Source organism: Pseudomonas sp. NPDC078416, from assembly GCF_050268485.1.
Lineage (GTDB): Bacteria > Pseudomonadota > Gammaproteobacteria > Pseudomonadales > Pseudomonadaceae > Aquipseudomonas.
On the sequence record NZ_JBNNGV010000014.1, the window covers coordinates 84,698 to 96,929 of the forward strand.

Genomic DNA, 12,232 nt, shown 5'->3' on the forward strand with positions numbered 1-12,232 from the left:
AGCCGGTCAGGTCTGCGCCATCAACCGCCGCAGTTCCGCCAGCACCGGCGCTGATTCCGGTCGCACGCCGCGCCACAGGTAAAACGCCTCGGCGGCCTGCTCAACCAACATCCCCAAACCATCCACTGCTTGCCCGGCATGGTGTTCCGTGGCCCAGCGGCAGAATGCGGTCGGTTCTTTGGCGTACATCATGTCGTAGCAGAAGGTCACGCCCGGCTGAATCAGGCTGGGCGCAATGGGCGGTACTTCGCCCGACAGACTGGCCGACGTGGCGTTGATGATGATGTCGACCGGTTCCTCCAGCCAGTCATAGCCTGCGGGCAGCACCGGGCCGATGTCGGCGAATTCCTGGGCCAGTTGTTCTGCCTTTTCTACCGTGCGATTGGCAACCACCAGCACGTAGGGATCTTCCGCCAGCAAGGGTTCCAGCGCGCCACGCACTGCGCCGCCAGCTCCGAGCACAAGGATGCGTTTGTCCTTGAGGGTGACGCCATGATTGACCTTCAGGTCCCGAACAAGGCCTGCGCCGTCCGTGTTGTCGCCCAGCAGGCTGCCATCCGCTCGAAGCGCCAGCGTATTGACCGCCCCGGCACGACGACCGCGCTCGGTCAGCTGATCGGCCATCCGGTACGCTTCTTCCTTAAACGGCACGGTGACATTGGCGCCCCGGCCTGTCTCGAAAAACGCTTTGGCGTAGGCGGTGAAACCGTCCACCGGCGCCAGTGAGGTCTGGTAATCGAGCACCTGACCCGTTTGCTCGGCGAACAGGCGATGAATCAGCGGCGACTTGCTGTGGGCGATGGGGTTGCCGAAGACAACATACTGGTCTGTCATCAGTGTGCCGCCTCAGCCAGCCAGTCGCGATCCTGCAGAAAATACTCCGTCAGACGTGCTTCCTCGCTGCCCGGCTCGGCTTTCCAGTCATAGCCCCAGCGCACTTGCGGCGGCAGCGACATGAGGATCGATTCAGTCCGGCCACCCGATTGCAGCCCGAACAGGGTGCCGCGGTCGTACACCAGATTGAATTCAACGTAACGCCCGCGGCGGAATTCCTGAAATTCACGTTGCTGCGGCGTGTATGGGGTGTCTTTGCGGCGTTGAACGATGGGCAGATACGCCTCGACGAATGCATCACCGATGGCGCGAATGAACGCGAAACTGGTGTCGAAATCCCACTCATTGAGGTCGTCGAAAAACAGTCCGCCGACGCCGCGGGGCTCATTGCGGTGCTTGATATGGAAGTAGCGATCGCACCACGCCTTGTAGCGGGGATAAACGTCGGCGCCGAAAGGCGCGCAAGCCTGTTCGGCGACGCGGTGCCAATGAACGCAGTCTTCCTCGACGCCGTAATAGGGCGTCAGGTCAAAGCCGCCGCCGAACCACCACACCGGTTCTTCGCCTTCTTTTTCTGCGATAAAAAACCGCACATTGGCGTGGGCAGTCGGCACGTGAGGGTTGTGCGGGTGCATCACCAGCGACACGCCGAGGGCTTCGAAACCACGTCCTGCCAGCTCCGGTCGATGAGCGCTGGCCGAGGGGGGGAGGCCGGCGCCGAAGACGTGGGAAAAATTGACACCGCCCTTTTCGAGGATATGGCCGTTCTCGATCACGCGGGTGCGTCCGCCACCGCCAGCAGGCCGTTCCCAGGCGTCTTCGACGAAACGGGCGCTGCCATCTTCGGTTTCCAGCGCGGCGCAAATGCGATCCTGAAGGTCGAGCAAATAGGCTTTGACGGCATCGGTGCGAAAGGACATGGCGGTACCTGCATTAACTGAAACGTGCGTCGGGAGCGGGATTCGACCAGTCTTGGCGTTGATGGCACGCCTCACTGGGCAAATCCCTTCGGCGAAATTCGGCCCGTAGCATATCACCGGCTCGGCGGATGCCGCAGTTGACGAAGCGACGACGAAGGAGTCCGATAGAGCCCTTTCGCATCGACAGTCATCCCCTGCAAGTCCGATCCATGACGGAGAAAGCAAATGGCAAAACGTATCCAGTTCAAGGCTTATGGCGGTCCGGAAGTGCTTGAGTACGTGGACTTCGAACCTCCAGCGCCAGGCCCGAAAGACGTGCTCGTGCGTAACAAGGCGATTGGCGTCAACTTCATCGAGACCTACTTTCGCAGCGGCCTGTACCCGGCCCCTTCGTTCCCGTCGGGGTTGGGCAACGAAGGCGCAGGACTGGTTGAAGCGGTCGGCAGCGAAGTCACTCATGTCAAAGTCGGCGACCGGGTGGTGTACGGCACAGGCCCGCTGGGTGCATACGGGGACGTTCACATAACGCCGGCCGCGAACATTGCCAAGCTGCCTGACGGCATCAGCTTCGAGCAGGGCGCAGCCGTCATGCTCAAGGGCCTGACCGTGCAGTACCTGTTTCGTCAGACCTACGAAATCCGCCCTGAAGAAACCATCCTGTTCCATGCCGCTGCCGGCGGCGTGGGATCCATCGCCTGCCAGTGGGCCAACGCCCTGGGCGTCAAGCTTATCGGCACGGTCAGCTCGGCAGAGAAGGCTGCGCACGCCAAGGCGCTGGGCGCGTGGGAAGTGATCGATTACAGCAAGGAAGACGTCGTTCAGCGTGTACTGGAATTGACCGACGGCAAGAAGGTCCCGGTGGTCTATGACGGCGTGGGTAAGGACACGTGGGAAACGTCGCTGAATTGTCTGGAATTGAGAGGCCTGCTGGTCAGCTTCGGCAATGCATCAGGCGCAGTGACCGGCGTGAACCTGGGCGTTCTCGCTCAGAAAGGCTCGCTCTACGTCACGCGCCCGACATTGGGCTCCTACGCAAACACCCCGGAAGCCTTGCAGGCGATGGCGGATGAAGTGTTTGAAATGGTTGCCACCGGCAAAGTGAAGGTCGACGACATCCAGAAGTTCGCCCTCAAGGATGCCGCAAAGGCGCACACCGAACTGTCCGGCCGCAGAACGGTGGGATCGATCATTCTGGTGCCTTGATCCCGCATTTGACGTTGTAGGAGCGCGCTTGCCCGCGAAAGCGTCCTTTCAGCCGCTGAATGCGTAGCAGACATATCGCATTCGCGGGCAAGCGAACTCCTACAGGCTGTGCGCGTCAGCGCTAGGTCCGGGCGGGCATTACCCCGCCCTTACCACCTCAGCCGTCACCAGATCCCGGATCACACTCGGATTGCGGCGCCCGCCAAGACTGCCACTCAACACCATGTCCAGCTGCTCGTGGAAATACTGCTCCACTCGCAATCGCGAGCGGGCGGCGGGGCGGCCGGTCGGGTTGGCGGAGGTCGACACCAGCGGACCGGTCAAGGCGCACAGCTCGCGTACGGTCGGGTGATCGCTGACCCGGAGAGCGACGGTGTCGTGCTTTCCGGTGATCCAGTCCGGCAACAGGCCTTGATGGGGCACCAGCCAGGTGTTCGGTCCCGGCCAGGTGCTGGCCATGCGATCGATCCACAGCTCAGGGAAGTCCTCGAAGAGGAAATCAAACTGACGGATGTTGTCTGCGATCAGGATCAAGCCCTTATCAACAGGCCGCGCCTTGATTGCCAGCAGGCGATACACCGCCTCCGCATCCCAAGGGTCACAGCCCAACCCCCACACCGCTTCGGTTGGATAGGCAATCACCGCCCCGGCCCGAATTTCTCGTGCGGCTTGCTGCACTCGCCAACTGCTGACCATCGTCCGTTCTCCCAAATTACGCAGGCGGGCAGTTTAACCTCAGCGTGCCCGGGCAAACCATCGCCCGGCCTCACAGGCCACGCTGCTGTCGAGTTCAAGCTCAGTCAGCGCCGCCAGGACCTTTGGCAACGGCCAACCACTGTTATGGGCCAGCGCCTCGCCGGTTTGAGGCGCTGCATGCAAAAGAACCAGGAGCGGGTGCAACGGGGTTGACGGCTTATCAACGACGTCCGTACTCGGCGCGACGTTTTTCCAGCCCTGCAGCGCCTCAAGAATATGGTCGATGGTTTCCACCAGCACCGCCCCTTCACGGATCAACTGATGACACCCCCTGGCGCCCGGATGATGGATCGAGCCGGGAATGGCGTAGACCTCACGGCCCTGCTCGGCGGCAAGACGTGCCGTAATCAGCGATCCGCTGGCGACGCTGGCCTCGACCACCAGCACGCCCAGGGACAAACCGCTGATGATTCGATTGCGCCGGGGAAAGTTGCTGGCGTGGGGTCCGGCGTCCAGTGGCAGCTCGGAAATCACTGCGCCTCCATCGGCCACCATCCGCGCTGCAAGTTGCCGATGCCGCTGTGGATAAAGTTTTTCGATGCCTGTGCCCAGCACGCCAATCGTCCCGCCTTTTACGTCCAGCGCACCCTGATGAGCGGCGCCGTCGATACCCAGCGCCAACCCGCTGGTGATGACAAAACCGGCACCTGCCAGGCTCCGCGCGAATGCCGCAGCGGTGTCGAGCCCGGGCTTGGAAGCGCGTCGACTGCCCACCATTCCCAACTGCGGACGATCGAGCAGGGCGCGGTTTCCGGCGATGAAAAGCAGGGGCGGTGGATCAGGGATTTCCGCCAGCAGTGCGGGGTAGTCCGGATCGTCCCACATCAGCAAATGCTGGCCCGGGCGCTCTAGCCAAGCCAGTGCAGCGCTCGCGCCGTCGCGGACTTCAGCACTGCGACGGGCTTCGGCACTGGCCGCCGGAAGCCGTAAAGATCGCCATGCCGAGGTCGGCGCACTCAACGCGGCAGAGGCGCTGCCGAACGCATCGATGAGGGTATGAAAACGTTTCGGGCCGACTTCCGGCAGCCGATGCAAACGCAAACGGGCTTCCAGCTCGGCCGGCGACTGACCGGCTTTTTCGAACAACGGCATGTGATCTTCCTTGATCCGTGGTCCACCTGAAATCTGTGAACCAAACTGTGGATAAGTCTGTTAACAACAATTTGATAAGTGAAGCATGCCGGTGGAGAAAAGTGATTTACAGCTGATACATAGCATTACGGATTGCGGACTTTGTCCTGCACCGCCAGAGATCGGGTTGCGTGCAGCACCATGCCGTAGCTCAGTCGCTCGTACGTACGAAAGACCATCAGCAGCCCTGAACGCTCGTCGGGAATTTTGACTTGATCACCGTTGACCCGGTCGCGCACCGTCTCGCCGGTCTTGTAGATCGCCAACACGTTGCCTTCGGCCAAACCGTCGAGCCGGCCACGGTCGATGGTCACCACGTCGAACTCGCCGATCTGGGTCACGCCCCGAGGCACGTCGATGATGTTTCCGTCGACCGGCTGCTGGGGTTCGCTAGGGACAAAAGTAGAATTGATTCGGCGCTCTTCGCTGACAAACAGCCGGTCGCCAAGGCGCACTTCCTGGGTCGAGCGCTGCATTTGCAACGTCGCCACATCGCCTTCCGTGGCGACGATTTCGCCGCTGCCGATGTCATCGGCATTGATGCCCAATACCACGCCGGTGACCGGATCGACGTAGGTCTTGCCCTTGCGATAGATGCCGTAAGAGACATGGCTCGGTTCGAACTGCCCACGAGCATAAATGCGATCACCCGCGCCACTGAGCACCCGCTCACCGGGGCCGGCCACGACATGAGGCGCGGCTTCAAACTGGCTGGCGTTATCGATGATTCGGTTATTCAGCAGAAACGCATTGATTGCACCCAGCGGGATGGTCGGAATCGCCTCGGCAATCGGCGTGCTGCGCACACGCGGGGACAGTTTGATGGTGCCCCGGGACTCGCCGCGATTGACCACGATGCGTGGCTGACCATCGACGTAAATCAGGTTGAGCGTGTCGCCGGGGTAGATCAGATCAGGGTCGTGAACCTGTGGATTGGCGCGCCAGAGCTGCGGCCACTTCCAGGGCTGGTTAAGAAATTTTCCGGAAATGTCCCAAAGTGTGTCACCGGCGACGACGGTGTAACTCTGTGGATGGCCATCCCTGAGCTGTACTTGCGCCTGGACAAGGCCGGTCGCGGCCAACAGCAGCAGGGCGAGTAGTGATTTCCTCATGCGGTGAATCCCTTTATCATGTTGGCTTCGCGTGAAACGCTGAGTCTTGCGAGACTTCCGGTTTTACTAGGGCTGCAGCTTGTGACGTCCCAAGCCTAGCAGCCGATTTTGACTTTACCCTACAGTGCATCCCTTACGCATATGGCCATTCTAAACATCCTCGAATTTCCCGATTCGCGCCTGCGCACCATCGCCAAACCGGTGGCTGAAGTGGACGACAGCATTCGCCAGTTGGTCGACGACATGTTTGAAACCATGTACGAAGCACCTGGCATCGGTCTTGCCGCGTCGCAGGTTAACGTACACAAGCGCGTGGTGGTGATGGATCTCTCTGAAGATCGCAGCGAGCCGCGGGTGTTCATCAACCCCGAGATCGAGCCTTTGACCGACGAGATGGACCAGTACCAGGAAGGCTGCCTGTCTGTTCCAGGTTTCTACGAGAATGTGGATCGCCCGCAGCGGGTCAAGGTCAAGGCGCTGGACCGTGACGGCCAGCCCTATGAGTTCATCGCCGAGGGTCTGCTCGCCGTGTGCATCCAGCACGAATGCGACCACCTGAACGGCAAGCTCTTCGTTGATTACCTGTCCAATCTCAAGCGTGACCGTATCAAGAAGAAGCTGGAAAAACTCCACAAGCAAAACGCCTGATCCCGCCATCCTCCTTTCTACCGTAGGAGCCCGCTTGCCCGCGATAGCGACCTGTCCCCTGCCGCATTTGTCGGCTGACACCACGCCATCGCGGGCAAGCACGTTTCTACAGTCTTACTTCAAGAGAAGCCCATGACTGAGCCACTGCGCATCGTGTTTGCCGGCACCCCGGAATTCGCCGCCGAGCATTTGAAAGCCCTGCTCGACAGTCCCCACGACGTCATTGCGGTGTACACCCAGCCAGATCGCCCGGCCGGTCGTGGTCAGAAGCTGATGCCCAGCCCGGTCAAGCAGCTTGCCCTCCAGCACAATATTCCTGTCATGCAGCCACCGACCTTGCGCGCACCCGAAGCCCAGGCCGAGCTGGCTGGGTTAAAGCCGGACCTGCTGGTCGTAGTCGCCTATGGCTTGATCCTGCCGCAGACCGTGCTGGATATCCCGCGTCTGGGCTGCATCAACAGTCACGCCTCGTTGCTGCCACGCTGGCGCGGTGCTGCGCCGATTCAGCGCGCGGTGCAGGCGGGCGATGCCGAAAGCGGCGTGACGGTCATGCGCATGGAAGCGGGCCTGGACACCGGCCCGATGCTGCTCAAAGTGACGACCCCGATTACGGCCGACGACACCGGGGGCACGCTGCATGATCGTCTCGCTGAGCTCGGCCCGACTGCGGTGATTCAAGCCATCGCCGGGCTGGCTGACGGCACACTGGTAAGCGAGGTGCAAGACGACAGTCTCGCCACTTACGCGCACAAGCTGAATAAAGACGAAGCGCGCATCGACTGGACCCGTCCGGCGGTTGAGCTGGAGCGACTGGTACGCGCCTTCAATCCATGGCCGATCTGCCACACCACGCTCAACGGCGAAGCGCTGAAAGTGCTGGCCGCGCAGGTCGCCGACGAGGAGGGCACGCCCGGCAGCATCATCGACGCGAGCAAAGACGGCCTACTGGTCGCGTGCGGTGAAGGCGCGCTTCGCCTGACCCGTCTGCAACTCCCGGGCGGCAAACCCCTGGGCTTCGCTGACCTGTTCAACAGTCGCCGCGAGAAGTTCGCCGTCGGCACCGTCCTTGGCCAAGCGGTGGATGCGCAATGAACCCGCGTCTGGCTGCTGCCAAGGCTCTGGCTGCCGTACTGAGTGGCAAGGCATCGCTGAACAGCTCCTTGCCCACGCAACTGGACAAGGTTGAAGACCGCGACCGCGGCCTGACCCAGGATTTGGCATTTGGCACCGCGCGCTGGGAGCCGAGGCTGTCCGCGCTGGCGGCCAAGCTGCTGCAGAAACCATTCAAAACCGCTGATAACGACGTGCAGGCTTTACTGCTGGTAGGCCTGTATCAGCTGTTCTATTCGCGGATTCCTGCCCACGCCGCTATCGGCGAAACCGTGGGCTGCGCCGACAAACTGAAAAAACCGTGGGCAAAAGCGTTGCTCAATGCCGTGCTGCGTCGTGCTCAACGGGAAGGCGAGGCATTGCTGACGGAGCTGGAACACGATCCGGTGGTGCGCACCGCTCATCCACGCTGGCTGCAAAAAGCGTTGAAAGCCGCGTGGCCCCAGCATTGGGAAGCGATTTGTGCGGCGAACAACGCCCACCCGCCGATGATTTTGCGGGTCAACCGCCGGCACAAAACCCGCGAGCAGTACCTTCAACTGTTGCTGGACGCAGGCATTGCCGCGACGCCTTGCACGTTCAGCCAAGACGGCATCGTGCTCACCGAACCGGGCGATGTCCGTTCGCTCCCGGGTTTCGCCGAGGGCTGGATCAGCGTTCAGGATGAGGCCGCGCAACTGGCCGCCGACTTGCTGGAGTTGGCGCCGGGTCAACGTGTGCTGGACGCCTGTTGCGCGCCGGGTGGCAAGACTTGCCATCTGCTGGAAGTACAACCGGGCCTGGCGGGCGTGGTCGCAGTGGATCTTGAAGCCAAGCGCATGGTGCGGGTCAAAGAGAACCTCGATCGCCTGGGCCTGAGTGCCGAACTCATCGCCGCCGATGCCCGCGCCACCGATCTATGGTGGGATGGCAAACCGTTCCAGCGCATTCTGCTCGACGCGCCGTGCTCGGCGACCGGCGTGATTCGTCGCCACCCCGACATCAAGCTGACCCGTCAGGCGGATGACATTCCCGCCCTCGCCGCGTTGCAGGGCGAATTGCTCGACGCATTGTGGCCAACGCTGCAGGTCGGCGGCATTTTGCTGTACGCCACGTGCTCGACGCTGCCGACTGAAAACACCGAAGTCATCGCTGCATTTCTGGCGCGTACGTCGGGTGCTCGGGAGCTGGACATTGCCGGGCAGCAAGGCAATCCACCGCCTGGTCTGAAACAGCCCCACGGCCGTCAGTTGCTGGCCCAGGAAGGCGGGCATGACGGCTTTTACTACGCCAAACTGATCAAGATTGCGGCGGCGGTCTGATGCCTGTCTCCTGTGGGAGCCAGCTTGCTGGCGAATGGGTCAGATCAGTCATCTCGCTACTGATTGATCTGGCAGGTTCGCCAGCAAGCCGGCTCCTACGGTCCGAAAACGCCGCAGGTCTTCAGCCCACGCATCTGACCCGATCATCATTTCAAGGAGAGACTGATTGAAGATCATCATTCTCGGCGCGGGGCAGGTCGGCGGTACGCTGGCCGAACACCTGGCCAGCGAAGCCAACGACATCACCGTCGTGGACACCGATCAGGATCGTCTGCGGGCGTTGGGTGATCGGCTCGATATACGCACCGTCCATGGTCGCGGCTCGTTTCCGACCGTGCTGCGTCAGGCCGGCGCCGACGACGCCGACATGCTGGTGGCCGTGACCAGCAGCGACGAGACCAACATGGTCGCCTGCCAGGTCGCGTACACGCTGTTCCAGACCCCGACGAAGATTGCCCGTGTTCGCGAATCGGCGTACCTGACCCGCTCAGGCCTGTTCGCCAACGGCGCCATTCCCGTGGACGTGCTGATCAGCCCTGAGCAAGTAGTCACCCATTACATCAAGCGGCTCATCGAGTATCCCAGCGCCCTGCAAGTCATCGACTTCGCCGGTGGCAAAGTCCAGATGGTGGCCGTCAAGGCTTACTACGGCGGAACTTTGGTGGGTCAGCAACTGCGCCAGTTGCGCACGCACATGCCCAATGTCGACACGCGAGTCGCTGCCATTTTCCGTCGCGACCGTCCGATCATTCCTCAGGGCGATACGGTTATCGAGGCGGACGACGAAGTCTTTTTCATCGCCGCCAAGGCGGATATCCGCGCTGTCATGGGCGAGATGCGTCGCCTGGATGAAAGCTACAAGCGCATCGTGATTGCCGGCGGCGGTCAGATTGGCGAGCGGCTGGCGGAAGCCATCGAGAACCGCTATCAGGTCAAGATCATCGAGATGAACCCCGCCCGCTGCCGTCACCTGTCAGACACGCTGAACAACACCGTGATCCTGCAAGGCAGCTCTTCGGATCGCGACCTGCTCGTGGAAGAGAACATCGATAACGCCGACCTGTTTCTGGCGCTGACCAACGACGACGAGGCAAACATCATGTCGTCGTTGCTGGCCAAACGTCTCGGCGCGAAGAAGGTGATGACGATCATCAACAACCCGGCGTACGTCGATCTGGTGCAAGGCGGGGAGATTGATGTCGCCGTCAGCCCTCAGCTCGCCACCATCGGTACGTTGCTGGCGCACGTGCGGCGCGGCGATATCGTCAGCGTGCATTCGTTGCGTCGGGGCGCGGCGGAAGCCATCGAGATCGTCGCCCATGGCGATGCCAGATCCAGCAAGGTGATTGGCAAAGCCATCATGCATATCAACTTGCCGCCCGGCACGACCATCGGCGCCATCACCCGTGCCGACCAGGTGATCATCGCCCATGACAACACGGTGATCGAATCAGGCGATCACGTGGTCATGTTCCTTGTGGATAAAAAGTACATCCGCGACGTAGAGCGACTGTTTCAGGTGGGATTGAGCTTTTTCTGACTCTGGGCAGACGCCTTTAACGTAGGAGCGCGCTTGCCCGCGAAAAATGGTAGGTCTGACATAGCGCTGTCGGATGCACCTACTTTTTTTTCGCGGGCAAGCGCGCTCCTACAGGTGATCGCTGGCCTGCTGGGCGAAGGGTTTGATCAATACCAGCGCTTCTCGCCCTCGGGGCGTTTCTTGAAGCGCTTCATGGTCCACATGTACTGGCTTGGATAAGCCCGCACGTACTTTTCAACCACCTTGCTCATGGCCGCTGCCGACGTTGCGGTATCAGCGCTGTACATGTCGTCCGGCGCGGCTTCGAGTACGACTTTGTAGCCAGAGCCATCCTCCAGACGCATCGCGTGGAGGAACACTCCAACGGCTTTGCCGCCCGCCAGCATGTTCGGCACGAACTTACTGGTCAGCGCCATTGTCCCGCAGAAGGGCACGAATATCCCTGCCGACTCAGCGGGTTCCGGGTCCGCCGGAATGCCGACAGAGCCGCCTTTTCTCACTTCCTTGATGACGCTGAGAATGCCTTCCTTGGTGGACGCGGCCACGCGGTTACCCAACTGCACACGCTGCTTGCGCAGCAGATCGTCCACGGCCTTGAGCTTGGGTGGTCGGTAGAAAATGATCGGTTTGCACTGGCTGCAATAGAAGTGGTTGAGCACTTCCCAGTTGCCCAGATGGCTGGTGATGCCGACGACGCCCTTCCCCGACGCCAGGGCGTCTTTCAAGACCTGAAGCCCTTCGACTTCGCGAACCAGATTGATCGACTTCTGCGCCGGCCAGATCCACGCGCAGGCGCTTTCGGTCAGGGTCTTGCCGATGTCCATCAGGCTGCGGCCGACCAGTGCTTCGAGTTCTTCAGGGCTCAGTTCGGGGAAGCACTTGGACAAGTTAATGCGCGCGACATCGCGAGACCGGTTATGCAGCTTCCACATCAGCCAGCCAATGCAGGTGCCGACCCATTGCACTGCGCGCCACGGCAGCAGGGCAAACAGGCGCAATGCCCCAACCATCAAGGCCCCTTTGAACTTATCCACAGATCACTCCCGAATACATGAGGCGGTCATTGTAACCATTCATGGGAGCCGATTATCCACATCACCCACCAGTTCGGCGTATCGGTCGCAGTCAATCGTATGGTCCATCACCATTCCGGTGGCCTGCATGTAGGCGTAACAGATGGTCGGACCGACGAAGGTGAAGCCGGCTTTCTTCAACGCTTTGCTCATCGCTTCGGCCTCTGGCGTAATGGCCGGGACTTCGCTGCGGTCCTTGAAGTGATTGACCTTGGGCTTGCCGCCGACGAAGGACCAGACGAATGCAACCGGATCCTCCAGCCTTAACCAGGCCAGGGCGTTCTTGCGCGCGGCATTGAGTTTGAGACGGTTGCGCACAATGCCGGGCTCCTGCATCAGCGCTTCGATTTCAGCATCGGTCATCGCTGCAATGCGCTGGACGTCGAAGCCGAACATCACTTCGCGGTAGCGCTCACGCTTTTTCAGGATGGTGATCCACGACAGTCCAGCCTGGAACCCTTCGAGTAACAGGAACTCGAACAGCATCTGCGCATCGCGCAACGGCACGCCCCACTCTTGATCGTGGTAGTCCATGTAAAGCGGATCTTCGTTGCACCAAAAGCAGCGTGGCATAGGGCTCCCAAGGGTGGAGGCGCGGCCGAAT

12 protein-coding genes are annotated in these 12,232 nt (G+C 61.1%); 5 read left to right on the plus strand and 7 right to left on the minus strand.

The annotated features are described in order from the left end of the window. Window positions 1–6 precede the first annotated feature (6 nt). Both aroE and hemF read right to left on the minus strand, forming a co-directional pair. Window positions 7–834 carry a shikimate dehydrogenase gene (aroE, locus tag ACQKEN_RS14570; RefSeq protein ID WP_427686457.1) on the minus strand — a complete coding sequence of 276 codons (828 nt, stop codon included), beginning with the start codon at window positions 832–834 and terminating at the stop codon, window positions 7–9. Next, a complete protein-coding gene (hemF, locus tag ACQKEN_RS14575; RefSeq protein ID WP_427686459.1) occupies window positions 834–1,754 on the minus strand; it encodes an oxygen-dependent coproporphyrinogen oxidase in 921 nt (306 codons plus the stop codon). Before hemF ends, aroE begins: the two co-directional genes overlap by 1 nt. Window positions 1,755–1,979: 225 nt before the next feature. Here hemF and ACQKEN_RS14580 point away from each other — a divergent pair, with 225 nt between their 5' ends. After that, window positions 1,980–2,957 (plus strand): NADPH:quinone reductase, encoded by a 978-nt coding sequence (locus tag ACQKEN_RS14580; protein WP_427686461.1) that lies wholly within the window; start codon window positions 1,980–1,982, stop codon window positions 2,955–2,957. A 138-nt stretch (window positions 2,958–3,095) separates the two neighbouring features. Here the strand turns inward: ACQKEN_RS14580 and ACQKEN_RS14585 are convergent, their stop codons facing one another. From ACQKEN_RS14585 to ACQKEN_RS14595, 3 genes are all read right to left on the minus strand, one after another. Next, window positions 3,096–3,653: an L-threonylcarbamoyladenylate synthase gene (locus ACQKEN_RS14585; protein WP_133774050.1), complete on the minus strand. Its 558-nt coding sequence runs from the start codon at window positions 3,651–3,653 to the stop codon at window positions 3,096–3,098. Window positions 3,654–3,692: 39 nt separating this feature from the next. After that, the gene (gene dprA / locus ACQKEN_RS14590; RefSeq protein ID WP_427686463.1) at window positions 3,693–4,805 is read right to left on the minus strand and encodes a DNA-processing protein DprA; all 1,113 of its coding nucleotides are present in this window, start codon (window positions 4,803–4,805) and stop codon (window positions 3,693–3,695) included. A 125-nt stretch (window positions 4,806–4,930) separates the two neighbouring features. Next, window positions 4,931–5,956 (minus strand): LysM peptidoglycan-binding domain-containing protein, encoded by a 1,026-nt coding sequence (locus ACQKEN_RS14595; RefSeq protein ID WP_427686465.1) that lies wholly within the window; start codon window positions 5,954–5,956, stop codon window positions 4,931–4,933. Between the two features lie 141 nt (window positions 5,957–6,097). Between ACQKEN_RS14595 and def the strand changes: the two genes are divergently transcribed. The 4 genes from def to trkA all read left to right on the plus strand — a co-directional run bounded on the left by def (window position 6,098) and on the right by trkA (window position 10,555). Continuing rightward, window positions 6,098–6,604, plus strand: a complete 507-nt coding sequence (gene def, locus ACQKEN_RS14600; protein ID WP_074886160.1) for a peptide deformylase — start codon at window positions 6,098–6,100, stop codon at window positions 6,602–6,604. 132 nt (window positions 6,605–6,736) lie between these two features. Further along, entirely contained in the window at window positions 6,737–7,696 is a 960-nt protein-coding gene (fmt, locus tag ACQKEN_RS14605) for a methionyl-tRNA formyltransferase (RefSeq protein WP_427686468.1), read from the plus strand. After that, window positions 7,693–9,015, plus strand: a complete 1,323-nt coding sequence (gene rsmB, locus ACQKEN_RS14610) for a 16S rRNA (cytosine(967)-C(5))-methyltransferase RsmB (RefSeq protein WP_427686470.1) — start codon at window positions 7,693–7,695, stop codon at window positions 9,013–9,015. The genes fmt and rsmB overlap by 4 nt, the downstream gene beginning before the upstream one ends. Before the next feature lie 166 nt (window positions 9,016–9,181). Continuing rightward, window positions 9,182–10,555, plus strand: coding sequence for a Trk system potassium transporter TrkA (gene trkA, locus ACQKEN_RS14615; protein WP_427686472.1), 1,374 nt, complete (start codon window positions 9,182–9,184; stop codon window positions 10,553–10,555). 146 nt (window positions 10,556–10,701) lie between these two features. Here trkA and ACQKEN_RS14620 read toward each other — a convergent pair whose 3' ends face one another. Continuing rightward, entirely contained in the window at window positions 10,702–11,589 is an 888-nt protein-coding gene (locus ACQKEN_RS14620; RefSeq protein WP_427686474.1) for a lysophospholipid acyltransferase, read from the minus strand. Between the two features lie 39 nt (window positions 11,590–11,628). Continuing rightward, complete coding sequence (locus tag ACQKEN_RS14625; RefSeq protein WP_427686475.1) at window positions 11,629–12,201, minus strand: DNA-3-methyladenine glycosylase I; 573 nt, start codon at window positions 12,199–12,201, stop codon at window positions 11,629–11,631. Between the last annotated feature and the right edge of the window lie 31 nt (window positions 12,202–12,232).

Excerpts from the sequence above, each read along its gene's own strand:
- aroE (WP_427686457.1), bottom strand. The coding sequence starts at position 834 with ATGACAGACCAGTATGTTGTCTTCGGCAACCCCATCGCCCACAGCAAG.
- hemF (WP_427686459.1), bottom strand. The coding sequence starts at position 1,754 with ATGTCCTTTCGCACCGATGCCGTCAAAGCCTATTTGCTCGACCTTCAG.
- ACQKEN_RS14580 (WP_427686461.1), top strand. The coding sequence starts at position 1,980 with ATGGCAAAACGTATCCAGTTCAAGGCTTATGGCGGTCCGGAAGTGCTT.
- ACQKEN_RS14585 (WP_133774050.1), bottom strand. The coding sequence starts at position 3,653 with ATGGTCAGCAGTTGGCGAGTGCAGCAAGCCGCACGAGAAATTCGGGCC.
- dprA (WP_427686463.1), bottom strand. The coding sequence starts at position 4,805 with ATGCCGTTGTTCGAAAAAGCCGGTCAGTCGCCGGCCGAGCTGGAAGCC.
- ACQKEN_RS14595 (WP_427686465.1), bottom strand. The coding sequence starts at position 5,956 with ATGAGGAAATCACTACTCGCCCTGCTGCTGTTGGCCGCGACCGGCCTT.
- def (WP_074886160.1), top strand. The coding sequence starts at position 6,098 with ATGGCCATTCTAAACATCCTCGAATTTCCCGATTCGCGCCTGCGCACC.
- fmt (WP_427686468.1), top strand. The coding sequence starts at position 6,737 with ATGACTGAGCCACTGCGCATCGTGTTTGCCGGCACCCCGGAATTCGCC.
- rsmB (WP_427686470.1), top strand. The coding sequence starts at position 7,693 with ATGAACCCGCGTCTGGCTGCTGCCAAGGCTCTGGCTGCCGTACTGAGT.
- ACQKEN_RS14625 (WP_427686475.1), bottom strand. The coding sequence starts at position 12,201 with ATGCCACGCTGCTTTTGGTGCAACGAAGATCCGCTTTACATGGACTAC.